The sequence below is a fragment of the Nesterenkonia alba DSM 19423 genome, assembly GCF_000421745.1.
Lineage (GTDB): Bacteria > Actinomycetota > Actinomycetes > Actinomycetales > Micrococcaceae > Nesterenkonia > Nesterenkonia alba.
This window is the reverse complement of sequence record NZ_ATXP01000012.1, coordinates 14,157-37,752: the sequence shown is the minus strand read 5'-3', so window position 1 is coordinate 37,752 and position 23,596 is coordinate 14,157. Positions and strand designations below refer to the sequence as shown.

The window sequence follows — 23,596 nt, the reverse complement described above, 5'->3', positions numbered from 1 at the left end:
CTCACAGCCGTATTCTGCCCCACCAACGCGTTGTTCACCCACCGCGATGGACAGGTCTGCAGGCTCGGTCTATCGTGACCTCATGGGACGGGGTATCTCACAGATCATGGCAGTGCTCGTGGCGCTGCTGCTGCTGGCGGCCTGCGGAACATCGGACGACAACGGTGATAGCAGCGCTGAGGCCGAAGACGCTGCGGCGGCACCAGAGGAAGCAGCCTACGACGACGCCGAGGCCGACTCAGAGTCACTGGCGGGCGAACAGGTCGACCGGCAGGTCATCACCAACGCCTCAGCGGAGGTGATCGTCGATGACCCTGCCGAAACGGCTGAAGAGCTCATTGCCACCGCAGACAGCGCCGGCGGACACGTGGAGGACCGCCGGGAGATCTCCGAAGACGAGGACACCACCACTGCCCGGCTGACATTGCGCATCCCGGAGGAGAACCTCACAGAGATCCTCGAAGGGCTCAGTGAGTTCGGGGAGGTGACCGAACTCAGCCAGAGCGCCGAAGACGTGACCGGGGTAGTGCGCGACCTCGAAGCGCGCATTGAGGCCTTAGAAGTCTCCGTGGAGCGCCTCCAGGGGATCATGGAAGAAGCCGCCAATGCCGAGGAACTGTTGGAGGCCGAAGAGGTTCTCAGCCAGCGGCAGGCCGATCTGGAGTCTCTCCAGGCTGAACGCAATGCCCTGGGGGACCAGGTGGAGATGTCCACGCTGCACGTGAGCCTCATCGCCGACGAGGTGGCTGAAGTCGAAGCCGACGGTTTCCTCGGCGGGCTGCAAAGCGGATGGAACGGGCTGGTCACGGTGACCAACGGGCTGCTCGTGGCTCTCGGTGCTCTGCTGCCGTGGCTGGTGGCACTGGGGGTTCCTCTTGCGCTCATTGCGTGGGGGTCGCTGCGGCTGTCCCGCCGGCGCGGACGATCCGGCCCTCCCGGTGGCCCTCAGGCCGGTAGCTCGACGGGCCCGAGTTCTGGACCTCGCCCGGGGGCGCCGGTCCCCCCGACTGCCGCCAGTACTCACGCGGCCTCTGACCGGCCCCCGCACACGCAACCCCCGCACACGCAACCGGGCCCGCCGCAATCGTCGCAAGCGACGGAGCAACGGGCCCCGGAGGGTGAAGGCGAGCCCCGGGACACACCTTAAGTCCCGGCTGCGGCGCCACTCACCGCTGTGGCGCTCTCGCCCGGTACGTGGTGATTAGTGCAGCCAGTGCGCCTTGGCGGTGAGCCGCTGCCACGGCTCGGCCAGGCTGAGTTTCTGGTGCGCCAGGATGAAGGGGAACACCAGCACGATCACCGCGTTGATGAGGTTGTAGTTAACGAACGGGTTGGCCTCAATGGGGAAGGCTGCGGTCCACATCAGCAGCAGCATCGCAGCCCCGGCGATTGCGGAGATCCGCACGGCCACCCCGGCCATCAGACCGATCCCGACGCCGAGCAGACCGGCCATGAACAGCACTTCAACGATCCACATCTCCGCCAGTGGCTGGTAGAGCCAGTCGAGGGCTCGTTCGGCACTGAGGTAGCCGTAGGTCGGGGAGACCCCGTTAATCCAGGCCTGGCCTGGCGGGGTGTAAAAGTGCAGGCCGAAGGTTTTGTCGAGGAAGGCCCAGAGGAATTCGAACCCGATGAGGATCCGGACGACGGCCAGGATGTACCAGGCAGCCGAGTGAACCCGGCCGGTGGTTTCAGTGGGTGGGGCGGTGCGGACTGCGGCATCTGCTGCCATGATGAGTCTCCTGCCCAGGGGCCTGCAGGTGGAGTGACGTCGACGGTGGCCCCCGATGCGGTCCATCGCCGTCACTTTCACCCTACAGTTTTTCTACAAGCCGTAGAAGAGAAAGTGTCCAGCTTCACACCCCTGACGACAGCGCCCTGATACCCAGGGATCCGGTGCTTGATGGAACCTTGCTCTACTGGATCCGCAGTTCACCGGATTCAGCGGCGGCTTCCCCTTCATACCAGGAGACTTCCACCTCAAGTTCGAGCTTCGTTCCGCGGGTTTTGGTCTCCCGGGTGACCTCGAGGTCCACTTCGGTCCGTTCGGGGATCTCTAAGGAAACCTGGTTTGTTTCTCCGGCGTGAAGTTCGGCACGTCCCTGCCGGATGCGACCGGCGACTGTCTCCAGCAGTGTGGCCAGGCCTTCGCGGTCCAGGGTTTGGGAGCTTTTCATCAGACGTTCACTGGGCATCGTTGCCTCCTGCATTCCTAGGTCTCTGGCAGCGTCTTTGCTGACCCCACGCTACCGCCCGCTGCCGCAGATCGGGTCTTTCCGTGGGGCTCGGTGCATCCAGTATCCTGGGATGTCGAAGACTTGGGGCTATAGCTCAGCTGGTAGAGCGCGTCGTTCGCATCGACGAGGTCAGGGGTTCGACTCCCCTTAGCTCCACCATGACACCCTTGGACACACCAAGACCGGTTTCCGCTGCTTCGATGAATTTAGCCATTTGTTCCCTCATGTTTATCTTCTATACCGTCTTCGAGTTCGCGTTCGATCTGCTCGATGGTCGGCAGGTTCGTCTTAAGGCTCTCCGGCAGCGATTCGGTCAACTGGTACTCAGCCACACCCAAGGGCTGGCTCTCGTCTCGCAGCGCGTATTCAGCGACGACTTCATTCTTGCTCTGACACAGCAGCAGCCCGATAGTCGGAGAATCCCGTTCATCTGCCATCTCCCCATCAACTGCTGCTAAGTAGAAGCGCAGCTGACCGAGGTGCTCAGGCTTGAACTTGCCCGTCTTGACCTCGACCACCACATAGCAGTGAAGTTTGACGTGATAGAAGAGCAGATCGATGAAGAAGTCATCGCCGCCGACCTCCACGTGGACCTGTCGACCCACGAAGGCGAAGCCGGCGCCGAGTTCGAGCAGAAATTCCTCGACGTGCTCGATGAGGCCGCGTTCGATCTCACGTTCCTGGGCTTCATCGCCGAGACCGAGGAAGTCCAGCTTGTATGGGTCCTTCAGCGACTGGACTGCAAGATCAGAATCTGGCTTCGGTAGAACCTCAGAGAAGTTGGTAGTCGCCGCGCCCAGGCGCTTATGTGCGCCGGTGTCAATCTGCATCGCCAGGACATTGCGGGACCAGCCACCCTCTAGGGCCTTCTGGGCGTACCAGAGACGGGTCTCGGTGTCTTTGAGCTTGCTCAGGAGCATCAGATTGTGACTCCAGGGCAATTGTCCAACGGCCTGTTGGACAATTGCGTCCTGAGGCCAAGCCTCGGCAAAAGAGCGCATATGGAAGAGGTTGGAACGAGAGAATCCTTTCATATCTGGGAACTCGTTACGCAGGTCCGCCGCAAGTCGTTCCAGAACCTTGCTACCCCACCCCTGGTCGCTCTGGCGCTGAAGGATGTCGTGCCCGATGTCCCAATACAGGCGAATCAACTCAGTGTTGACCTTCAGCGCAGCTCGCTGCTGCGCCTGGTAGACACGCTTCTTGAGATCTGCGAGCCAGTCGGCATAACCATCCGGGGCTGGGATCAACGATGGTGGCTGATCAGGCATAGGTGGGGTTCTCCTGCGCGGTGAAGCGCGATTAAGTGGTTCTCCTGGTCCCAGCCTATCCGGGCGCACTGACATGCTTCTGCGCCAGAAGGAGGGGCTGGAGTCGAAGCTGCAGCAAGTAGGAGTGGCAACTCAGAACCACTGCTGCGAACTGTTCTTAGTTAAACATATTTTGGCTTGGCCGAAAAGGCTATTTCCCCTTCTCATCGCACCGGCAGATTCGCCTGGCAGGTCAGCTCCTTCTGCTCCCCGGGCAGACGTGGCCAGGGTCCACGGGTCGCCTAGGGCCACTCAATGCAGGGGTGGCGACTGGGCGTGCTGGCGGATCCAGGCGTGCATGGCGATTCCTGCCGCAACCCCGGCATTGATCGACCGTGTCGAGCCGAACTGCGCAATCGACAATGTCGCTTCAGCGGCATCGCGCATCTGCTCGCTGAGCCCCGGCCCTTCCTGACCAAACACCAGCACGCATTCCCGCGGCAGTTCGAAAGTCTCCAACGGAACCGAGTCGGGGAAGAGGTCGACGCCGAAAACGGGCACGCCGGCGTCGTGCGCCCATTCCACGAACTCCTCCACCGAGGCGTGGTGCCGGATGTGCTGGTACCGGTCGGTGACCATCGCCCCCCGCCGGTTCCACCGTCTCTTCCCCACAATGTGGACTTCCGCAGCCAAAAAAGCATTCGCCGTTCGGACCACGGTGCCAATGTTGAAGTCGTGCTGCCAGTTCTCGATCGCCACGTGGAACGTATGCCGCCGCGTGTCCAGGTCAGCAACAATCGCCTCCCGTGACCAGTAGCGGTACTCATCGACCACATTGCGCCGGTCACCCTCACGCAGCAGCTGCTCATCCCAGTGGTCCCCTTCCGGCCAGGGACCCTCCCAGGGTCCGACGCCGACCTCGCGCGACGTCGTCTCCGTCTCCTCAGGCTGCTCACTCACCTGCGCGAGATTACCGCAGAGCGTTCCCCACCCCGATCCCACCGGCCCGCGCCACTACGCTGGTCGCTTCCCCACCTGACCGGTGCTGCCGTGGTTCTGTAGGCTCAGACTATGGGAGAAGAGCAGAATCCTCTGGAAGTCCTCAGCCTCGAGCAGCTCAGGCAGCGCCGTTCCGCCAAGTGGCGCGCCTTCGGTGACGATGTGCTCCCCCTCTGGGTGGCGGAGATGGATGTGCCCCTGGCGCCACCGGTCTCCGATGCACTGCACCGGATGGTCGAACTCGGTGACACCGGCTACCCCATGCCCGCCGCCTACGCGGAATCACTGCAACGGTTCGCCGCCCAACAATGGGGCTGGGAGCCGGACATTACCCAGATCCGCACAGTTCCCGACGTCATGCGCGGAGTTGTCGAAGCACTGAAGATCGTCACCCAGCTGGCCGATACCGTCATCGTCAATTCCCCGGTCTACCCACCGTTCTTCAACTATCCGGTGAACTCCGGGCTACGGGTGGTGGAAGCACCCCTGGGTGAGGACGGACGCCTGGACTTCGAGATGCTCGAGGAGTCCTTCAACCTGCGGACCCTCGGCGGGACAGCGGTCTACCTGCTGTGCAATCCACACAACCCCACCGGTGTGGTCCACACCCGGGAGGAACTGCAGAAGGTCGCGGCCCTGGCCGAGGACTACGGGGTCCGGGTGGTGGCCGATGAGATCCACGCCCCCATCGTTTATGGCGAGGCCGAGTTCGTCCCCTACGTCACCGTGGATCCCAAGGGGTTTTCCCTGGTCTCAGCCTCGAAGGCGTTCAACCTGGCCGGCCTGAAGGCGGGGCTGCTGGTCAGCGGGACCGAATCCGCCGCGGAGCTCTCCGAACTGCCCAAGGAGTCCGCCCACGGGGCCAGTCACGCCGGGGTCCTGGCCCAGACGGCCGCATTGAACGAAGGCTCCGCCTGGCTCCACGCCCTGACCCAGGGGTTGGAGGCCAACCGGCGGCTGCTGGGTGACCTGCTCGCCGAGCACGCACCGGAGGTGACGTGGCGCCAACCGGAGGCCACCTACCTGGCGTGGCTGGACTTCAGTGCCTATGGGTTCGACGACGACGAACCCACCCCGGGTGCCGAATCTCCAGTACACGGGCCGGCTAAGTTCCTGTTGAAAGAAGCCAAGGTGGCACTGACCGCCGGTCACCCCTTCGGCACCGGTGGGGAGCGTCACGCACGGTTGAATTTCGCAACCTCACCGGAGATCCTCACCCAGGCGGTGGAGCGGATCGGTCAGGCCCTGGCGCGTCGGTAGGCAACGCGGCGGCTGAAGCGCCCAGCCCCAAGGCCCCGCTCAAAGACCCAGATCGGTCTTGGAGAACGCGTAGAGGTAGGGCACCCCCGCCTGGCGGGTGATGCGCTCGGCGGCACCGGTATCCCGGTCTACGATGACCGCGACCGCCCGAATGTCACCTCCAGCGGCGCGCACTGCCTCCACCGCCGTCAGGGCTGATTCCCCGGTGGTGGAGGTGTCCTCTAAGACCACGACCTTCCGCCCGGCGATATCGGGTCCTTCGACCTGCCGACCCATCCCGTAATCCTTTTGCTTCTTCCGCACCACGAAGGCGTCGAGGGCCCGCTGCTGCGCGGCCGCTTGGTGCATCATCGCGGTGGCCACCGGGTCAGCCCCCATGGTGAGGCCACCGGCGGCTTCGAATTCGATACCGGCGTTGTCGAGCATGGTGAGCATGACCCGCCCCACCAATGGTCCGGCGTCGTGGTGGAGAGTGACCCGGCGCAGGTCCACGTAGTAGTCGGCCTCTTCACCGGAGGAAAGCGTCACTCGCCCCCGAACCACGGCGAGGTCGGAAATCAGTTGCACGAGACGGTCGCGATCAGTCATGAGCTTCACCCTATCGCTGCCGCAGGCGCCCCAGCCGCCTGTTCGTGGTCACCATCGCCCGCTGTGTGCCCGCTTCAGGCGGTGACCAGGATTTTTTAACGCTGCCGCAACCTGCACCTCGATAGACTCGCTGTATGCGTGAACTCCAAGCAGCGATCGTCGAGGAAATGGGCGTCAAGCCGCAGATCGACCCGGCTGAGGAGGTCGAACGGCGCAGCAGCTTCCTGGCTGACTACACCCGGGCTGCTGGCGCCAAGGGTCTGGTGCTCGGTATTTCCGGGGGGGTGGATTCGTCCCTGGCGGGCCGGCTCAGCCAGCTGGCGGTGGAGAAGCTGCGCGCCAGCGGTTATGAGGCGCACTTCCACGCGATGCGCCTGCCCCACGGTATTCAGGCGGATGAGGACGACGCCGCCCGCGCTGTGGAGTTCATCGCCCCGGACTACACCCACACCTTCAATATTGAGAAAGCGGTCACCGGTGTGGATGTCGCGTTTACCGAGGACTTCGGCCGGCGTCTGGCGGATTACCACCGTGGCAACGTCAAGGCACGCCTGCGGATGACCGCCCAGTACGCCGTGGCTGGAGAGTATGAGGCTCTGGTGGTCGGCACTGACCACGGTGCGGAGTCCATCACCGGGTTCTTCACCAAGTACGGTGACGGCGGAGCGGATATCCTGCCGAATTTCACCCTTAATAAGCGGCAGGTGCGCCAACTGCTGAAACACCTGGGTGCCCCGGAGTCCCTGTGGAGCAAAGCACCCACTGCGGATCTGCTCGATGACAACCCCGGCCAGCTCGATGAGACGGAACTGGGGATCACCTACAACGAGATCGACGACTACCTCGAAGGCCGCCAGGTCCGTGAGGAAGCCGCTGTGCTCATTGAGCGCCGGTACCTGGCGACCCGGCATAAGCGCACCGTGCCGGTGACGCTGCTCGATGACTGGTGGAAGAGCCAGTGACCACGGTGCCGTTGGTAGTGTGGCACCGTGAAAATCGCGACCTGGAACGTTAACTCAATGCGCGCCCGGGCTGACCGGGTGGAGGCCTGGCTGGAGAAGTCAGGGGTGGATGTTCTGGCCATCCAGGAGACCAAGTGCAAGGACGATAACTTCCCCTGGGAGGTCTTCGAGCACAACGGGTACGACGTCGCCCACTTCGGTTTCAATCAGTGGAACGGGGTGGCGATCGCCTCACGGGTGGGGTTGAAGGACGTCGAACGCACATTCCCGGACCAGCCCCCCTTTGGTAAGGGGGACCAGGACCCTGTGCAGGAGGCCCGTGCGATCGCCGCCACCTGCGGTGATCTGCGGCTGTGGAGTCTTTACGTGCCCAACGGCCGTGCTCGGAATGACGAGCACATGGTCTACAAGCTCGCCTGGCTGCGTCAGCTGCGTGAGCACGCCGCTGACTGGCTCCGCGAGGACCCCCAGGCTCAGATCGCCCTGGCTGGGGATTGGAACATCGCCCCGCAGGACGACGACGTCTGGGATATCGAGTTCTTTGAGGACAACCAGATGACCCACGTCACCGAAGACGAGCGGGCTGCTTTCCGTGCGTTTCTCGAGGCCGGTTATGCCGACGTCGTCCGTCCCCATACTCCCGGTCCGGGGGTGTACACCTACTGGGACTACACGAATCTGCGGTTCCAGAAGCGCCAGGGCATGCGCATCGACTTCATTCTGGGCTCACCGGCGCTGGCGCAGCGGGTCCGTGCGGCTCATATCGACAAAGATGAGCGGCGCGGCAAGGGTGCCTCCGACCACGCACCGGTGGTCGTCGAACTCGACTAGCCCGGAGGAGACAGCTCAGGGGCGGGCTCGGCACTGCGCCGAAACCGCCCCTGAGTCCTGGAGCGAGGGGTTGTCTTACTTCTTCTCAGCCACTTTGGACAGTGCCACAATTACTTCCAGCCCCAGGCGGGCGAAGATGATGGTCAAAAATGGCACGATCCAGCCGAAGAGCATGGGCCGCAGCAGGCTCCAGGCGTCAAAGCTGTTGTAGCTGGAGGCCACCACGATGCCGCTGATGATGTTGGAGAGCCACCACAGTGCCGCGACCGCGACAATGAGGAAGAAGAAGAACTTCGCAAAACGCTGCACCTGCAGCTGGTTGAAGTTCGGGGCGAAGAGGGAACCCAGTGCGCTGGGCTGGCTGGGCTGGCGCTGCTGCTGGGGCTGTTGCTGCTGGGAGGCGTCCCCGCCGGGGTACCCGTAACCCTGCTGCTGTTGCTGGTACCCCTGCTGCTGGCCGTAGTCACCCTGCTGACCGTAACCACCCTGGTACTGACCCTGGTCATAGGATCCCTGGTAGTCGCCCTGCTGGGGGTACTGCCCGCCCTGCTGTCCGTAGCCGTAGCCCTGCTGTCCGGGGTAATAGTCCCCCTGCTGGGATTCGGGCTGCTGGCCGGAGTAGTCACCTGGGGCGCTCTGGCCGTACTGTTCGCCGTACTGGGGTGCCGAAGCCGGGCTCTGCGCGGAGTCCTGCGGCTGGGCGGGGGATTCCTCCGGGGATGAGGGGGCCACCGGTTCGGGAGGAACGGGCGGCTGGTTCTCCGCCGGGGGGTTCTCCTGCTCGCCCTCGGGGCGCTCGGAGCCGTGGGGGTTATGGGGGTCCTGCGTCATGTCTGCTGCTCCTTAAGCTCGGTTGCTCGGGCACTATGGAAACCCGGGGCTTCCTCCAGTACACAACTTACACGCGCGAGGGGCATAGCAGCAGGGGCAGTCACCCAGCACTGGGCTACACAGACGAAAACCCCTGGAATGACCAGGGGTTTTCGTACCGAACACCGGCTCTTCGTGGCTCCGACCGGCGTCGATCCGGTGACCTTTCGATTTTCAGTCGAACGCTCTACCAACTGAGCTACAGAGCCTTGCTGAAAACCGGTGTCCTTGCGACCCTGACGGGACTTGAACCCGCGACCTCCGCCGTGACAGGGCGGCGCGCTGACCAACTGCGCCACAGGGCCTTGATGCTGTTGTTGTGCACTTTGGCACGATCGGCAACTCTATCACAGATAGACCTGCTGATTCCCAGGCGATGAGCCCGGAGTACCCCCAACGGGATTCGAACCCGTGCCGCCGCCGTGAAAGGGCGGTGTCCTAGGCCGCTAGACGATGGGGGCCCGTTGCCCTTTCGAAGGGCGTGGTGTATCCCGTAGGGGAACCTGTATGAGTCTAGTAGTTCCAGGCCCGCACCGGCAAATTCTTCCACGCGCGTTGTCTTCGCCCACGTTCGTTTCTCTCCGGCACGGCGACGCCAGCAACCTCCTTGCCCGCCGTCACCCCCGGCTCACCGCTTAGACTGGCACCCATGCCGGTTCAGATGAGCGACGAGGAATTCGACGCCGCCGTCGAACAGGCTCTGGCTTCTATTCCGGAGCACCTGGCCCGCCGGATCGACAATGTCGCCGTCTTCGTCGAGGACCGCTATGAGCCCGAACCGTGGGAGGATCCCGACACGACCCTACTGGGTCTCTACGAGGGCATTCCTCTGACCGAACGCGGCTCCGAACCGTGGGCCTTGCCTGATCGCATCACCCTCTATAAGGAGCCGATCCTGCAGATCTGCCAGACCCGTGAAGACGTCGTCGAACAGGTCACCATCACCGTGGTCCATGAGGTGGCTCATTTCTTCGGGATCGACGACGAAACCCTCCACCGGTTGGGGTGGGGTTAAGGTCCACTACAGGTGGCGTGAGGGCATATCACAGACCTGTGATGTTCCTTGGGAGGCGTCAACCTTCAACCTACTTGAAGGTTACTCGAGACCGATTTGTGACCTTAGATCCCTGTAATGACGCGGAAGTAGGGCTCACAGCTTCATCACAGGAACGACGCGCGCTCTTGCCGTCGTGACTTTTTCGCAACTATCTTTAAGGCGTCAGCTCCGCGAAGGACCGAAGAGGCGTTAGCGCTTCCCATCGCAGACCGTCACCTGAGGAGTTTCCCAGACTCGCCCAGGGCCGGTGACGCGTCGCTTCGGCTCAAGAGGGGTCCTCGCATCATGCGAAGGCTCTGCGTGGGCGCTGCGCCCGTGAGGAAAAAGTGAGGATCTGCTGTGAAACACCGCAATCTGACGGTGGCGGCCGCTACTGCCGTCGTCGTATCTGCCGCGCTTGTCGGGACCACCCTGCCCGGCATCGTCGCCGATCGCACCCAGTCGGTCGAACAGCATGAGGGCGATCTGGCCGAGGTCGGCGTCGTCACCGAGCTGCCCGAGGTTCCCAGCGCTGATGAGATCTCCAGTGCCCGGAACTCCTCCGAGGCCACTGAGTCGATGATCGTCGAGATCGCCAGCCGAATCGACCAGGCCAGTCAGCGCGCCCTCGAGCTGGAGACCGAGCTGATGCGCGAGCAGGCCGCCGCCTCGGCTCGCATCCAGGAAGCCGAAGAAGCCCGCGAACGCGCCGAGCAGGCCCGCGCCGAGGCTGAGGAAGCCCTCGAGATGGACACCGACGAGGAAGACACCTCCGCCGCCGATGTCCTGCTCTCCGAGGATGACCGCCTCGCCGATGACGCCACTGACCAGCAGCTTGACGACCAGGCCGAGCAGAATGCCGTCGAGGCCGAGCAGGCCCGCGCTGAGGCCGAAGCCGAAGCCGCGCGCCTGGAAGCCGAAGCAGCCGAGGCTGAAGAGGCGGCCGCAGAAGCCGCTGAGAGCAGGGTCGCAAGCCTCTCCGAGGTCGGCGAGAACATCGCCGAACAGCTCAAGGCCCTCAAGGAACTCGAGGAGTATGAAGGCAGCCTCGAGAGCTTCTACGAGATGGTCCTGGGCAATGACGACTTCCTCGATGAAGACGGCAACATCGACTACGAGAAGCTCGCCGCCCGGGTCCAGTACCTGCGCTCCGCCGCCGAGCAGGCCCAAGTCACCACTGAAGACCTCGAGGACGGGGACGATTCAGGAGCCCAGGCGGCTTCGAACGATGCGGAAGGGGAAGCCGCATCGTCCGAGGAGCCCGAGCCCACTGAGTCGTCCTCGCCCTCGGAGACACCCTCCCCGAGCATCCCGAGTATCGGGTCGCTGACCGAAGAGCAGCGCGAGCTGCTCGCCGAAGCAGGTGAGTTGGAGAACGGCTACAGCGCCTCGGACTACTACGCCCTGGTACTGAACAATGACGATCTCACCAACGACGACGGCACGGTCGACTGGGACGCTCTGGCCTCTCACTTAAGCCACCTGCAGTCTCAGGCGGAAGAAGAGTCTGAGCCGAGCGAGACCCCCACCCCGACGGAGTCCTCGACTCCGACCGAGTCCTCCTCGCCGACTCCTACACCGACCCCCTCGGCCACGATTCCCTCGTTCGATGCGTTGAACTCCGAACAGCGGGAACTGCTGGCTGAAGGTGCCGAACTGGAGACCGACGGCGCCAGCGCGGCGAACTACTACGAGCTGGTTAAGGACTCCGACAGCCTGACCAACAGTGACGGCACCGTGGACTGGGATGCTCTCGCCCAGCACGTGGCCTACCTGGAATCCCAGGCGGAGGCCTCAGCGAGCCCCAGCCCCTCGGCGACCCCCTCCCCGAGTGCCTCCTCCACGCCAAGCCAGACCCGGACCTCGACGCCGACCCCGAGCCCGACGCCGACCATTCCCTCCTGGGACAACCTCAGCAGTGAGATGAAGCGTCTGCTCAACCGAGGTGCTGAACTTGAGCCGCAGTTCGACGGTACCGGCGGGGACTATTACCGGGCTGCGCAGCGCAACGCGGACCTGACCGACAGCCACGGCCGGGTGGATCTGCAGAAGCTGACCTGGCACGTGAACTCCCTGGAACGCAACCACGCTCCGCAGCAGACCCGGAGCCAGACCCAGCAGCCCACCCAAAGCCAGACCCAGAGCCAGAACAACAACAATGGCGGCGGCCAGCAGCCGGCGAACAACTCCGGCGGGAATGCGGCACAGATCGCCATCAACTGGGCCACGAACACTGCCTCCCGCAGTGATGTGTACTACCAGCTGGGCGCCAATGGCCCCAACGGCTACGACTGCTCGAGCTTCGTGCAGGCTGCCTACCGACAAGCCGGGGTGAACCTGCCGCGAACCTCCTCAGCACAGTCTCAGACGGGGCAGGCCGTGGCCTGGGCGAATAAACGCCCCGGTGACCTGATGTTCTGGTCCGACGCTCGCGGTGTGTACCACGTGGCCATCTACATCGGCAACGGGCGCATCGTGGATGCGGGTAATCCCTCGGTGGGTGTGGTGGTCCGGCCGATCTTCGGCACCCCGAACGGCACATTGCGCCGGGTGGCCTGAAGCCGATAGAACCCCCGTGGTGCGGCTCCCGTGCGGTAGCGGGATCAGCGCCACGTACAACTGAATAACGAAGGAAGCCTCCGGATCGGACACCGGGGGCTTCCTTCGTGAGCTAGCGAGCCGCCAAGAGGGCTCGAAAGAATAAGGGCTAGAGAACGGGGCCGAACTCGGCGCGGTCGGAGAGCCTGTCGTCGTCGTTCTCTGGAACCACCATAAGGGGGCCTTCAGCGTGCTGGAGCACTCCCTGGGAGGTCGAACCGAGCAGCATGCCCGCGAAACCTCCGCGTCCGCGGGTGCCCAACACAGTCAGCTGGGCACGGCGGGTTTCGTCCACGAGCACGTCCACCGCGGTGCCGGAGATGACCTCGTATTCGATCGGCACCTCGGGATAGTGGTAGTTCAGCCAGCGCCGCCCGGCCTCGAGCTTCTCCTCGAGTTCCTCTACGGCTGCGGAGTCATCAATGTGGGTGGGTACCCACACCAGGGTGGCACCCACCGGTGGCATGGCGCAGACGAGCCGTAGGCTTGTCTGCCGTTCAGAGGCTTCCCGGGCGGCGGTCAACGCAGCCACGCGCCCGTAGTCCGAGCCGTCGACGCCGGCCACCACGGGGCGTTTGTCCCGCTCCCGAATGGGTCGGGCCCCCTGCTCCACCAGGGATGAGGGCGCTTCGGCCCCGGGCTCCCCCGCCGCAGAGACGATGGGGATCGCTCCGGTGGCGGTGGTGACGGCGTTCTCCTCCTTAGAGGAGTACTGCAGCGGCACCAGCACGGTGGGGCACTTGGCGTGGGCCGGTAGCGCTGAGGACACTGAACCGAGCAACCGCCCGAGGAACCCGCCCCGCCCTCGGGTGCCCACGACAAGCACCGCGGCGTTCTCGGAGTGTTCCAGTAACACGGTGGCCGGGTCCCCGGACTCGATCCGGTAGTCGACCTCGCCCGGGTAATCACGCAGGAATTCCTGGGCCTGTTCGATGACCCGTTCGGCTCCGGCCCGGAGAGCGGAGTCGTCCATCATCGCGTAACCGCCGTCCATCGATGAGGCGGCGAAGGCGGGAATGGAGTATGCGGTCAACACGGTCAGCGGCAGGCCCCGGCGGTGCGCTTCCGCGGCGGCCCAGTGGGCGGCACGCAGCGACTGCTCGGAACCATCGACGCCAGCGACGACGCCGCGCGCGGCAGGGTAGTTCTCGGACTGTGAAGTCATGGCGACCTCCCATCTGTGGTGCCCTACATGGTACTGCAGCCCCACCCGGGAGTGTCACACCTCTCAGACCGTGACGGCCTCGAGGGTCCGATGTGGATAGTTCGTCGTGATCTCCTGAACACCCAAGGAGAGCAGCAGGGCGACGTCGTCGGGCTCGTCCACCGTCCACACGCGCAGCCGGCTGCCACGGGCCAACCAGGCCTTGACCTCCGCCTTATGGGAGCGCACGTAGCTGATGGCCGGGCCGGCCAGACCGGCGGTACGGTTCCACACCAGCGCCTCGGAGTCCTTCATCGCCCCGCGCATCACCGCGGCCACCACCGGCTTGACTGCCGCCGAAAACCGCAGGTGCTCCAGGCGCTTAGCCACATGAGCCTCTGTCACCGTGCCGAAGAGGGCACAGAGCTTCTCCGCCGGGACCATCTCCGCCAAGTGCAGCACCGACCCGGGTGCGAAACTCATGAACGAGACCTCCACCCGGTGCTCCCCGGCGGGAATCAGTGAGGTCTCCGGATCCCACCCGAAGGTCAGCAAGATCTGCAGCACCCGCTCCTCCAGCCGGTGACCATACGGCGAAGGGTGCTTCATCTCCACGGCCAAGCGCATATCCCGCCCCGCCTGACCCAGTAACTCCAGGGTGTCCTGCAGCGTCATCAACTGTTCATGCCGAGCCCCGTACTCTCCCGGCAGTTTCGGCGTCTTCCAACTGGAGACATCCAACCGGCGCAACTGAGCCAATGTGAGATCAGCCAGGGGTCCGGATCCATCGCTGGTGCGTTCCAGTGTCGGGTCGTGGAAACAGACCACCTCACCGTCACGGGTTAAGTGCACATCGATCTCCAGCCCGTCGGCCCCCTCCTCGATGGCACGCAGGTAAGCGGCACGGGTGTGCTCGGGGAAGAGACCAGAGGACCCCCGATGGGCGAAGACCGCCGCGCGGCGCCGGATTCCGGTCAGCCTCCGGGGAACGCCGACCGCATCGAGGTCTTCAGGGATGGTGTGGAGCACCGGGGCTGGAACCCGGCTCAGCGGCTGAGCCTGCTGGACTTCAGCGTTGGGGAACGTCACGTGCAACAGGCTAGGAAGACCTGGTCAACAGCAGGCTAAGGACAGGCGAAATGGCGGGGGAACTTCCGGTGAACAGTGCGTGAACGACGTCGGCTCCTCACCTTACGGTGTCACTGGCCAGTCGGTGCTGTTCCACGGGGCATCAATCGCGGTGCGTTTCGGTCTCACCGGCGATGACCCGCGGTTGACCCGGGTTGTTCTCCTCGGACTTCTTCCCACCGGGTTTTTTCTCATCCAAGGCCTGCTGCTGGGCTCGCTGGGCCTTCTTGACTTCGCGACGTTCCTTGCGCACTGCTCTGCCCTCGGCTTTCAGCTCGCGCTTACGGCGGCGGCGCTCTTTCCGGTCGGTGCGCAGCCGTTCGCGCTCCAGTCCGCGGGCAAAATCCTCCACCAGGTTCTCTGGGGTCTCCTCCGGCAACTCCCCGAACGCCCGGTGGGCAGTGGTGATGACTTGCTTAGCCAGAGCCCGGTTGCCGGCCCCGCCGATGACCGCTCCGATGCCGTACGGAATCGCGCGGGCCAGCATGCTCGTGCCCTGGCGGACAAAGAACCGGCGAATGAACTGGCGTTTGATCTGGTGAGCCACCAGCCCCGCCATCGAGGACGACCCGGCGAATCCGCTAGCCGGCGAGGACAGCGGCACCATCGTCCCGATGGGTCCGGTACCGCGCCCGCCGGCCTGCTGGGAGAGCTCAGCGAGCAGCTGACGCCCCTCTTCCCCGAGCATGATCCCCATGACCAGGAATTTGGCCCGCTGCGGGTCCTCGGTGGTCACTCCCGAAAGCTCGGCGATGGACTGGGCGTAGAGAGCGCACAGTTCCAGGAACCCTCCGGTAGCGAAGGCCGAGAGCCCCAGGGAAGCAGCCGTACCGACGCCCGGAACCGCGGCGGTGGCTCCGATCACCGCCCCAGAGCCAGTCATGGCGCGTTTGAATTCCTTATCCAGCTCGTAGGCGAGCTGACGGTTGGTGTGAGTGGGGTGGGCTTTACGCAGGCGGCGCAAATTCGCCAACACCACGGGACGCTGCACAGTCACCGCGCGGGTCAGCCAGCTCTCTGCAGCAGGGGTGAGCCGGCCATCCTCGGTGAAGGCCTGTTTCGAGACGATCTCCACCGTCTTGGTGGCCAGCAGGCCCGTGGCGGCGGTGCGGATCACCGGCTTGGCCTTGCGGGCCGGCGCAGGCGCGGACACCGGGGCCGTATTGTCTGAACTGAAGGGCACCAGGTTCTTGGCCATGGGGGTCAGTCTAAGTCAGGGCACACCGTGAGGGCAGGCCAGCCGCCACTACAGCGGCTCAGTCCTCGAGACTGAGGTCTGCCCAGACGAGTCGGTCACTTAAGGCGTACTCGGATTCGGGGTTGACCACCCGGTAGCCGTATTCACCCTCACCGGGCCAGAAGACCGCCGAATCGGTGACCTCAAGCCCCGTGGTCGGCAGCACAAAGGAGGCGCGCTGATCTTCACCCGCCTCGATATAACGGGTGGCGGTCTCATCGGTGGCGTCCTCACCACCGGGACGGGTCTCCAACGGCACCTCGGTCAGGGCCTCCGGTTGGGGGTCCTGCACACCGTGGTGGGTGGTGAGCGTGCTGGAGTCCACTCCGGGGATCAAGGGGGTGCCGACGACGACGGCATCAGAGCCGTACGGAAGGCCACCGGTTTCGCCCTCGTCGTCATAGATGTACCAGGCGTCCCCGGAGACGTAGTCGGTCATCAGGCGCATGGTGTCCTCAGCCCGGGCGATGTCCACCTCCGTGGGGTCTTCGGGCGCGGCTGCGGAGGTGGCGACCACATGCAGGTGGGAGTCACCCTCGACCTCCACCGGTACGTCCCAGACCGTGGTTTGCGCTAACCGGAAGATGGATTCTTCCAGCTCGGAGTAGCGATCCTCGGGCATGGAGGAATCCGGCATATCCCGCCAGAGGAAGTGCTGGAAGGTGCGAACCTCGTCTTCGATGATCGGGTACTTGGAGAAGACGATCATCCCGTGCTCACCGGGGTAATCGCCATGACCGATGGCATCCCCAGGACCGCCCACACTGCCGTCACCGTCAAGGTCGGCTCCGGAGTCCACCCCGGAGTTCGTCCCGGCGGTGAAGACATGCGGGTAATCGATGCCGGTTTGACCGTACTGGCCGCGCGCTAAGTAACTGCGCAGCGCCTCAGCGACTTCGCCGTCGTCGTCGTAGCTGACTCCGGTGAGCACCAGCACGTCCGGCTGGTTGATCTGAACCGTCTGGGCCACAGTGCGGGCCTGTTCGTGGTTACCGTCTTCGCTCAACGAGTCGACGAAACTCTCCAGGGGGTCACCCACATCGCCGACCGGGTCGGCGGTGAGGTCCGCGTGAAGGGTAGCGACGCGGACGTCATCGTCATTCTTCTCAGAGGTGGTCACCTCAGGGTCCCCGCTGGGATCCGGGGTACGGGGTTGGCCGGGAGCTGGGTAGGTTGACTCGGAGGTCGCGGCATCCCCCGCGGCCTCATCATCATCCTGTGCGGACTGCGCAGCCGGAGCTGTTCCGAGAAGGAAACTGGCGGCGAGCACGGCAGCCGAACCGACCGCCATGATTCCCCTCTTCCGGTGCGCAGGCTTATCCAAGCCCTGTGGCATGTCCACCACCGTAGCGCTGGAGCCTTCCAGTTCCAACCCCTGGAAGCGCATCACCGGTAAGCGTTATCAATTTGTCACTGTATGGTTCCACCCGCCAATGTCATGCTCTATCAGGACCACACTGCGGACAGGTACGGTGATGCACTGGATGATGTGCGCCGACTGGGGCATGCGCACCACCTCTGGCGCACTGCGTGTTTGCATGTGAGAATCACACGTCATCGCCGTTTGAACTGACACGAGGCTTGAACTGACACAAGGAGGACGACGAGCCATGGGGTCTCAACCCGAACGGAAACTACGGGACTGGTCCATATCGGATGTCTGGTCCGGACTGAATAAGCCGGTCTTCATTCCCGCGGTCATCATCATCGTCGGGGGGCTGATCTTCGCCACCTGGTTCGGCGCCACCTACGGCGAGGGGGCCTTCGAGACCCTCAATGACGCGATCGTCGATGGCATCGGCTGGTGGTACGTGCTGCTGGGTGCGGCGTTTGTCGCCTTCGCTTTCTGGGCAGGACTGTCCAAGGCCGGCAATATTCGCCTAGGCCGCGACGACGAGCAGCCCGAGTTCTCCTTGGGTTCTTGGTTCACCATGCTCTTCGCCGCCGGTATGGGCATCGGACTGGTGTTCTGGGGTGTGGCTGAGCCCCTGTGGCACTTCATCGCACCCCCGGAAGTCAGCGGGAACGTCGGGGTCTTCGAAGAGGAGTTCATTGGCGCCACTGACTCCGAGTTGCTCGGCACTGCCATGGGCCAGACCGTCTTCCACTGGGGCCTGCACGCCTGGGCGATGTACGTCATCGTCGGACTGGGCCTGGCCTATATGACCTTCCGCCGCGGCCGGCCGCTGACCATCCGCTGGCTGCTGGAGCCGATCTTCGGCCGCAAACTCATTGAGTCCTGGATCGGCCATCTCATCGACATCGTCGCCATCGTCGGTACTGTCTTCGGGATCGTGACCTCGCTGGGTCTGGGTACCCAGCAGATCGCTGCAGGTCTGGGCTTCATGGACTGGGCCGACCCGGAGGCACCCTGGCTGCTGACCGTGCTGGTCATCGTCATCATGGCAATCGCCACGTTCTCTGTGGTCACCGGGGTCAACAAGGGTCTGAAATGGCTGTCGAACTTCAACATGTTCATCGCCGCCCTCATGGCCCTGTTCGTGCTCATCGCCGGACCCACCCTCTTCCTGCTGCAGGGCTTCGTCTCCAACATCGGTGAATACCTCATGGCGTTCCCGCAGCTGGTCTTCGAATCCGGTGCCGAATACGCCGGCGTCGAAGACCCCGAGACCACCGGCGGCTGGTCGGCTGACTGGACCATCTACTACTGGGGTTGGTGGATGAGCTGGGCGCCGTTTGTCGGCATGTTCATCGCCCGCATCTCCCGGGGACGGACCATCCGTGAGTTCGTGCTCGGGGTGCTGCTGGCTCCCACCATGCTCGGTGTGATCTGGTTCTCCATCTTCGGCAGCTCCGGGCTGTGGCACCTGGTCACCCAAGGCCCTGAGACGATGCTTCTGGAAGTGGAGAACCCCGACGACGCCGACTACATTGACGAGGCCGGGCAAGGCTGGACAGTGGGTAATGACGAATCCCTGTTCATGCTGCTGGAGAATCTGCCGCTGACCAGCGTGCTGGCTGTGGTCGCGATCATGGTGGTCACGATCTTCTTCATCACCTCCGGTGACTCCGGTTCGCTGGTGACCGATGTGCTCTCCTACGGTGGGCGCACCGAGACCCCCAAGCTGACTCGCGTGTTCTGGACGGTGCTGATCGCCATCACGGCCATCGTGCTGCTGGCTGCCGCCCAAGACCCGGATGCCTCACTGCGGGTGCTGCAGGTAGCCTCCATTGCTGCCGCCGCGCCACTGTCGATCGTCTACGCGCTGGCGATGATCGCCCAGATCCGCCTGTTCGTGTACGAAGGTCGCACGATGCCCCGGTATGTGCGGGTCCGCCGCCACGCCAGCAAGGCCGCGCTGGTCAACACGGCCCGGGAGCGCGCTGAGGATGCCGAGGACAGCAAACAGGTCGAACGCACCCTGTTGCGCATCCTCAACCGGCAGTCCAAGGCGCTGCGTGGCCTCTTCGCCTCCAGCTCGGCGACCCTGGCCGGCCTGCCACCCAGTGCCGGTGGCTCGGTGCCGGGTCAACGCCAGAAGAACAACGACCTCGTCCTCGCGGTGGAGGATGTGCCTGCCCAGGCCACCCATGTGGACCCGGAGACCGGCATCCTCAGCTGGGACAGCGCTGATGGCTACCGTGACCCGATCAGCAGTGAAGGCTTCGAGACCCCCGAGTACTCGGAGTCCTACACCGGATGGGAGCAGGAGTCCGAGCAGTTCTTCGATGAGACGGTCGCCACCGGCTCCATCGACGTCGTCAACCCCGACGACGCCGAAGACTCCTCCGAGGAGGACAACACCGCGTAACCAGCGGCCTACTCCGGCCCGTCCAGCTCGTCACTGGCGAGCGGACGAGTCGCTTCAGAGATCCACACACCACGAAGCAGGGCCCCAGCCGGATCATCCGGCTGGGGCCCTGTGTTGTTCACCGGTATTGTTCACCGGTCAGCGGTCACCCGCCGCCGGGTCAGGATCACCCGGGGTTCAGTGTGGCGGGATCTCCGCCGATCCGCTCACCGCGTTCTAGGTCGTCGATCGCGCGCATCTGCGCTTCGGAGAGTTCGAAGCCGAAGACATCAAAGTTGCTGCGGATCCGCTCTGGAGTCACCGACTTAGGGAAGAGGATCCGACCAGCCTGAAGGTGCCAGCGGATGACCACCTGAGCGGGGGTCACCCCGTGCTCTTCAGCTGCTTGAACCACTGGGGTCTCCTCGAAGACCTTCCCTTGGGCCAGAGGGCTCCAGGCCTGGGTGGCGATCCCGTGCTTGCGGTTGGCCTCCTGGATCTCGCGCTGCTGCAGGATCGGGTGAATCTCCACCTGGTTGACCGCGGGCACCTCACGACCGGCGGCAATCACCTTCTCCAGGTGGTCGGGCAGGAAGTTGGAGACCCCGATGCTTCGGGTCAGCCCTTGGGCTTTGAGTTCCTCCAGGTCCAGCCACGCTTGGACGTACTTCTCATCCTCCGGGGAGGGCCAGTGGATGAGGTAGAGGTCCACATAGTCCAGTCCCAGCTTCTCCAACGACGTCGGCAGGGCATCCTTGGTGCGCCCCTGCTTGAAGTCGGTGACCCACAGTTTGGTGGTGATGAACAGGTCCTCACGGGCCAGACCGGATTTCGCGATCGCAGCGCCCACACCTTCTTCATTGCCGTAGATCGCAGCGGTGTCAATGTGACGGTAGCCGGTCTCCAAGGCGGTGGTGACCACCTCTTCAGCGGAGTCCGCCGGAACCTGCCAGACCCCAAAGCCCAGCTGGGGGATCTGGTGGCCGTCATTGAGCGTGATGTTCGGTACAGCAGTCATGTGCGTGGATCATCCTCTCGATGGATCGTCGGGGCGTCCTCACGCCCCATTGCAGCTGAACCGCAAAGGCCCAGCGTTCATTCCGCGACCCTCGGCACTGAGGGAACGTGCGGGCTTTAGACGCCGAGCCGGCGTCGTAGTTCCCGTGCCTGTCGGCGGGAGACCTCCACCCGGGAACGCTGCCGGTCTCCCATCACCAGGGTGAGCCCACCGGCGCCCGTGGAAACCAGCTCCCGGACGTATTCGAGGTTGACCAGGCAGGAGCGGTGTGCCCGGAAGAACCGCCCGGTCAGTCGACGCTCCAATTCGTTGAGTGAGTAGGAGACCAGCACTTTCTCTTCAGCGAGCTTCAGCGATGAATAGCCCCGGGCGGCTGCGGCGTAGACGATGGCTTCGCCTTCGACGAGCACTGTGCGCCCCCCGTTTTGCACTGGCACCCGGTTGAGACCGGCCTCCGATGCCGGGGCGTGGGATGAGGCGGCGGCCGGGACACTCTGCGGTGTCACTGCAGCAGCGGCGAGGGCCCGCTGCACGGCCAGATTGAGCCGGCCGGCGTCGATTGGTTTCACCAGATAATCAGCGGCGGCAACATCGAAGGCTTCCACCGCGTGGTCTGGGTAGGCAGTGGTGAAGATGACCTGGGGCCCATGTCCGGAGGCACTGACCCGGGCGGCAAGTTCCAGCCCGGAGAGTCCCGGCATCCGGATGTCACAGAAGACCAGATCGTAGTCCACCGAATCCATCAGCAGCAGGGCTTCTTCGGCGTGGGCGGCCTCACCGACGACCCGCACCTGAGCTGCTGGACCGTCGGTGGCCTCCTGGAGGAGGTAGCGGAGTTCTTCACGCGCCGGGGCCTCGTCGTCGACGATCAGCGCTGTGGACACCATGACACCAGCATAGTCCATTATGTGACCTGGAACACTTAAATGGCGTCTATCAGGAATGAGGAGGTGCCAGGTGGCCTCCTGCCGGGGGCTCGGCGGGTAACCGCAGCCGGACGGTAGTGCCGGTTTCCCCCGAGGTCAGGCGCATCTGAGCTGCACTGCCGTAGAGCGTCTCCAACCGGGCTGCGATATTGGGAAGCCCGACGCCGGCGTGCTCCTCCTCAAGCGGGTCACCGGGGTAGTCAGCTTCAGGGGAGTCCAAGACCCGCTCAGCGAGCTCTGCTGCCATACCGACGCCGTCGTCGGCGACTTCCACCAGGATCTCATCCTGCTCACGCCGCACACTCAAGCGCACCGTCCCGCCGGCCTTCTTCGGGGCGATGCCGTGCTTGACGGCATTTTCCACCAGCGGCTGGATGGCAAGAACTGGCACCTGCGCAGAAAGAGCTGTGGGATCGACGTCGTACTCAGTACGCAGCCGGGCACCGAAGCGGGCCTGTTCCAAGGAGAGGTAGGTGCGCACGAAGTCGCACTCCTGACGCAACGGGGCGAAGTGCCCACGCTGGTGGACGCCATGGCGGAAGAAGTCAGACAGTGACCGGATCAGCCCGCGGGCCTCCTCCGGGCTGGTGCGCGCCTTGGAGGCGATGGTGTTGAGGATATTGAACAGGAAATGGGGGCTGATCTGGGCCCGCAGCGCATCGAGCCGAGCAGCAGTGGCCAGTTGTTTGGCGCGGTCCAGTTCGGCCAACTCCAAATGCAGGGAGAGCACACTGGCCATGTCCTCGACCAACTTCACCGGCGGGGTTTCGGCGCGGGCCTGGAAGACCCCGAGGGTGCCGACCACCCGGGAGTCGACATACAGCGGGGCGATCACCGCAGAGACGAGCGGACACCCGGGGACTCGGCAACCGAGGTCATCGGCATCGGCCACGACCACCGTGGAGCCGGTACGCACCGCCCGAGCCGCAGCCTCAGTCTGCATGGCCCCGCCCACCCGGTGGTGGTCCTCCCCCGGGCCGACGAAGGCGAGGATGTCCGCGGTGTCGGTGATAGTCACCGCATCCCCGGAGAGCATGGGCCGCACGAGTTCTGCCGTACGACGGGCGGCCTCAGCGGTGAGACCGGCCCGCAGCGGGACCGAACGTCCAGCGGCAGCCAGGCTGCGAACGGCGTCGCGGCCGGTCAGTGCATCCCCCTCGGCCGCAGGGTCATAAGCCGTCACGGTGTCATGATGCAGGCCAGCGGGTCCACATCGTGTGGGTGGCCTTCAGCAGCAGCACTGCCCCGCCGGCTGCGAGCACCAGTCCCATGCCGGGCAGCAGCACCCCCCATTCCACCCGGACTGAGGGGATGATGATCCCGGCGATGATCTGCCACAGACACAGTGCGGCCACGAGCACCCCGGGAATGGCGGCGTGGAGAAGGGCTAGCTTGCGCTTGGGTACGAATCCGCCAGCGAAGGCCAGGAATCCCACAGAGATCGTCAACAGGCCCGGGCCGTCGAGACCGCGGAAGGTCAACAACCCGCCAAAGTGGATCCACGGCAGGAAGGTGGCGAAGATGAGCATCATCCCGCCGATGAGCATGAACCAGCTGCCGGGATGGAAGATCCCATAGCCGTGCTTGCGGCCTTCGCGGAGCCGGGCCCAGACTCCGGCGAGACCTTTGTCTTCGGTGCGGGCGGAGGAGTGCTGCGTGGTGGTCGTCATACCAGCATCGTAAGGGTGATGGCGGTCACATGCATGGTCGAGGTGGGCTGCCGGCGTCGAACGCTTCATATTCGGCGATGAACGGTTCTT

Annotated in this window: 21 protein-coding genes and 4 tRNA genes; 8 read left to right on the top strand and 17 right to left on the bottom strand. The window is 64.3% G+C overall.

The features are described 5' to 3' along the window. Window positions 1-82: 82 nt before the first annotated feature. On the top strand, window positions 83-1,147 hold the full coding sequence (locus H578_RS15685) for a DUF4349 domain-containing protein (protein WP_022873435.1): 1,065 nt from the start codon (window positions 83-85) through the stop codon (window positions 1,145-1,147). Window positions 1,148-1,201: 54 nt separating this feature from the next. Here H578_RS15685 and H578_RS0109410 read toward each other — a convergent pair whose 3' ends face one another. Both H578_RS0109410 and H578_RS0109405 read right to left on the bottom strand, forming a co-directional pair. After that, window positions 1,202-1,732, bottom strand: coding sequence for a DoxX family membrane protein (locus H578_RS0109410; RefSeq protein WP_022873434.1), 531 nt, complete (start codon window positions 1,730-1,732; stop codon window positions 1,202-1,204). A gap of 184 nt (window positions 1,733-1,916) precedes the next feature. Then, window positions 1,917-2,195, bottom strand: coding sequence for an amphi-Trp domain-containing protein (locus H578_RS0109405; RefSeq protein ID WP_022873433.1), 279 nt, complete (start codon window positions 2,193-2,195; stop codon window positions 1,917-1,919). 125 nt (window positions 2,196-2,320) lie between these two features. Here H578_RS0109405 and H578_RS0109400 point away from each other — a divergent pair. Beyond that, window positions 2,321-2,396, top strand: a tRNA-Ala gene (locus H578_RS0109400). Window positions 2,397-2,443: 47 nt separating this feature from the next. On the opposite strand, the gene H578_RS0109395 is transcribed toward H578_RS0109400, so the two are convergent. Beyond that, window positions 2,444-3,508, bottom strand: coding sequence for a PDDEXK nuclease domain-containing protein (locus tag H578_RS0109395; RefSeq protein WP_022873432.1), 1,065 nt, complete (start codon window positions 3,506-3,508; stop codon window positions 2,444-2,446). A 291-nt stretch (window positions 3,509-3,799) separates the two neighbouring features. Continuing rightward, on the bottom strand, window positions 3,800-4,447 hold the full coding sequence (locus tag H578_RS14500) for a TrmH family RNA methyltransferase (RefSeq protein ID WP_022873431.1): 648 nt from the start codon (window positions 4,445-4,447) through the stop codon (window positions 3,800-3,802). A gap of 111 nt (window positions 4,448-4,558) precedes the next feature. On the opposite strand from H578_RS14500, the gene H578_RS0109385 reads away from it, so the two are divergent. Further along, window positions 4,559-5,746, top strand: a complete 1,188-nt coding sequence (locus H578_RS0109385) for a MalY/PatB family protein (RefSeq protein ID WP_022873430.1) — start codon at window positions 4,559-4,561, stop codon at window positions 5,744-5,746. 39 nt (window positions 5,747-5,785) lie between these two features. Here the strand turns inward: H578_RS0109385 and pyrE are convergent, their stop codons facing one another. Further along, window positions 5,786-6,334, bottom strand: a complete 549-nt coding sequence (gene pyrE, locus H578_RS0109380; RefSeq protein ID WP_022873429.1) for an orotate phosphoribosyltransferase — start codon at window positions 6,332-6,334, stop codon at window positions 5,786-5,788. 134 nt (window positions 6,335-6,468) lie between these two features. On the opposite strand from pyrE, the gene nadE reads away from it, so the two are divergent. Then, entirely contained in the window at window positions 6,469-7,296 is an 828-nt protein-coding gene (gene nadE / locus H578_RS0109375) for an ammonia-dependent NAD(+) synthetase (protein WP_022873428.1), read from the top strand. A gap of 27 nt (window positions 7,297-7,323) precedes the next feature. Further along, window positions 7,324-8,127 (top strand): exodeoxyribonuclease III, encoded by an 804-nt coding sequence (locus tag H578_RS0109370; protein WP_022873427.1) that lies wholly within the window; start codon window positions 7,324-7,326, stop codon window positions 8,125-8,127. Window positions 8,128-8,202: 75 nt separating this feature from the next. On the opposite strand, the gene H578_RS0109365 is transcribed toward H578_RS0109370, so the two are convergent. From H578_RS0109365 to H578_RS0109350, 4 genes are all read right to left on the bottom strand, one after another. Further along, window positions 8,203-8,958 carry a DUF4282 domain-containing protein gene (locus tag H578_RS0109365; RefSeq protein ID WP_022873426.1) on the bottom strand — a complete coding sequence of 252 codons (756 nt, stop codon included), beginning with the start codon at window positions 8,956-8,958 and terminating at the stop codon, window positions 8,203-8,205. Window positions 8,959-9,133: 175 nt separating this feature from the next. Then, a tRNA-Phe gene (locus H578_RS0109360) sits at window positions 9,134-9,206 on the bottom strand. Window positions 9,207-9,228: 22 nt separating this feature from the next. Continuing rightward, a tRNA-Asp gene (locus H578_RS0109355) sits at window positions 9,229-9,302 on the bottom strand. An 83-nt stretch (window positions 9,303-9,385) separates the two neighbouring features. Beyond that, window positions 9,386-9,458, bottom strand: a tRNA-Glu gene (locus H578_RS0109350). 188 nt (window positions 9,459-9,646) lie between these two features. On the opposite strand from H578_RS0109350, the gene H578_RS0109345 reads away from it, so the two are divergent. Both H578_RS0109345 and H578_RS15680 read left to right on the top strand, forming a co-directional pair. Then, window positions 9,647-10,012 carry a metallopeptidase family protein gene (locus H578_RS0109345; RefSeq protein ID WP_051130851.1) on the top strand — a complete coding sequence of 122 codons (366 nt, stop codon included), beginning with the start codon at window positions 9,647-9,649 and terminating at the stop codon, window positions 10,010-10,012. A 381-nt stretch (window positions 10,013-10,393) separates the two neighbouring features. Then, window positions 10,394-12,592 (top strand): C40 family peptidase, encoded by a 2,199-nt coding sequence (locus H578_RS15680; RefSeq protein WP_022873424.1) that lies wholly within the window; start codon window positions 10,394-10,396, stop codon window positions 12,590-12,592. Between the two features lie 148 nt (window positions 12,593-12,740). On the opposite strand, the gene H578_RS0109335 is transcribed toward H578_RS15680, so the two are convergent. From H578_RS0109335 to H578_RS14485, 4 genes are all read right to left on the bottom strand, one after another. Next, window positions 12,741-13,796 (bottom strand): universal stress protein, encoded by a 1,056-nt coding sequence (locus H578_RS0109335; RefSeq protein WP_022873423.1) that lies wholly within the window; start codon window positions 13,794-13,796, stop codon window positions 12,741-12,743. 63 nt (window positions 13,797-13,859) lie between these two features. Then, window positions 13,860-14,864: a glycerophosphodiester phosphodiesterase family protein gene (locus H578_RS0109330; protein ID WP_022873422.1), complete on the bottom strand. Its 1,005-nt coding sequence runs from the start codon at window positions 14,862-14,864 to the stop codon at window positions 13,860-13,862. Window positions 14,865-15,006: 142 nt separating this feature from the next. After that, window positions 15,007-16,101: a hypothetical protein gene (locus H578_RS15675; RefSeq protein ID WP_022873421.1), complete on the bottom strand. Its 1,095-nt coding sequence runs from the start codon at window positions 16,099-16,101 to the stop codon at window positions 15,007-15,009. 58 nt (window positions 16,102-16,159) lie between these two features. Then, window positions 16,160-17,527 (bottom strand): endonuclease/exonuclease/phosphatase family protein, encoded by a 1,368-nt coding sequence (locus tag H578_RS14485; protein WP_022873420.1) that lies wholly within the window; start codon window positions 17,525-17,527, stop codon window positions 16,160-16,162. Between the two features lie 223 nt (window positions 17,528-17,750). On the opposite strand from H578_RS14485, the gene H578_RS14480 reads away from it, so the two are divergent. Then, window positions 17,751-19,913 carry a BCCT family transporter gene (locus tag H578_RS14480; RefSeq protein WP_022873419.1) on the top strand — a complete coding sequence of 721 codons (2,163 nt, stop codon included), beginning with the start codon at window positions 17,751-17,753 and terminating at the stop codon, window positions 19,911-19,913. Window positions 19,914-20,079: 166 nt separating this feature from the next. Here the strand turns inward: H578_RS14480 and H578_RS0109310 are convergent, their stop codons facing one another. From H578_RS0109310 to H578_RS0109295, 4 genes are all read right to left on the bottom strand, one after another. Beyond that, window positions 20,080-20,910, bottom strand: a complete 831-nt coding sequence (locus H578_RS0109310) for an aldo/keto reductase (RefSeq protein ID WP_022873418.1) — start codon at window positions 20,908-20,910, stop codon at window positions 20,080-20,082. Window positions 20,911-21,026: 116 nt separating this feature from the next. Next, complete coding sequence (locus H578_RS0109305; protein WP_028464130.1) at window positions 21,027-21,797, bottom strand: LytR/AlgR family response regulator transcription factor; 771 nt, start codon at window positions 21,795-21,797, stop codon at window positions 21,027-21,029. Between the two features lie 49 nt (window positions 21,798-21,846). Continuing rightward, entirely contained in the window at window positions 21,847-23,019 is a 1,173-nt protein-coding gene (locus tag H578_RS14475) for a histidine kinase (RefSeq protein ID WP_022873416.1), read from the bottom strand. A gap of 4 nt (window positions 23,020-23,023) precedes the next feature. Next, window positions 23,024-23,506, bottom strand: a complete 483-nt coding sequence (locus H578_RS0109295; RefSeq protein ID WP_022873415.1) for a hypothetical protein — start codon at window positions 23,504-23,506, stop codon at window positions 23,024-23,026. Window positions 23,507-23,596: the final 90 nt, after the last annotated feature.

Bases quoted from the DNA above. Each gene is read 5' to 3' on its own strand.
- H578_RS15685 (WP_022873435.1), top strand. From the start codon at position 83: ATGGGACGGGGTATCTCACAGATCATGGCAGTGCTCGTGGCGCTGCTG.
- H578_RS0109410 (WP_022873434.1), bottom strand. From the start codon at position 1,732: ATGGCAGCAGATGCCGCAGTCCGCACCGCCCCACCCACTGAAACCACC.
- H578_RS0109405 (WP_022873433.1), bottom strand. From the start codon at position 2,195: ATGCCCAGTGAACGTCTGATGAAAAGCTCCCAAACCCTGGACCGCGAA.
- H578_RS0109395 (WP_022873432.1), bottom strand. From the start codon at position 3,508: ATGCCTGATCAGCCACCATCGTTGATCCCAGCCCCGGATGGTTATGCC.
- H578_RS0109385 (WP_022873430.1), top strand. From the start codon at position 4,559: ATGGGAGAAGAGCAGAATCCTCTGGAAGTCCTCAGCCTCGAGCAGCTC.
- pyrE (WP_022873429.1), bottom strand. From the start codon at position 6,334: ATGACTGATCGCGACCGTCTCGTGCAACTGATTTCCGACCTCGCCGTG.
- nadE (WP_022873428.1), top strand. From the start codon at position 6,469: ATGCGTGAACTCCAAGCAGCGATCGTCGAGGAAATGGGCGTCAAGCCG.
- H578_RS0109365 (WP_022873426.1), bottom strand. From the start codon at position 8,958: ATGACGCAGGACCCCCATAACCCCCACGGCTCCGAGCGCCCCGAGGGC.
- H578_RS0109345 (WP_051130851.1), top strand. From the start codon at position 9,647: ATGCCGGTTCAGATGAGCGACGAGGAATTCGACGCCGCCGTCGAACAG.
- H578_RS0109335 (WP_022873423.1), bottom strand. From the start codon at position 13,796: ATGACTTCACAGTCCGAGAACTACCCTGCCGCGCGCGGCGTCGTCGCT.
- H578_RS15675 (WP_022873421.1), bottom strand. From the start codon at position 16,101: ATGGCCAAGAACCTGGTGCCCTTCAGTTCAGACAATACGGCCCCGGTG.
- H578_RS14485 (WP_022873420.1), bottom strand. From the start codon at position 17,527: ATGCGCTTCCAGGGGTTGGAACTGGAAGGCTCCAGCGCTACGGTGGTG.
- H578_RS14480 (WP_022873419.1), top strand. From the start codon at position 17,751: ATGGGGTCTCAACCCGAACGGAAACTACGGGACTGGTCCATATCGGAT.
- H578_RS0109310 (WP_022873418.1), bottom strand. From the start codon at position 20,910: ATGACTGCTGTACCGAACATCACGCTCAATGACGGCCACCAGATCCCC.
- H578_RS0109305 (WP_028464130.1), bottom strand. From the start codon at position 21,797: ATGGTGTCCACAGCGCTGATCGTCGACGACGAGGCCCCGGCGCGTGAA.
- H578_RS0109295 (WP_022873415.1), bottom strand. From the start codon at position 23,506: ATGACGACCACCACGCAGCACTCCTCCGCCCGCACCGAAGACAAAGGT.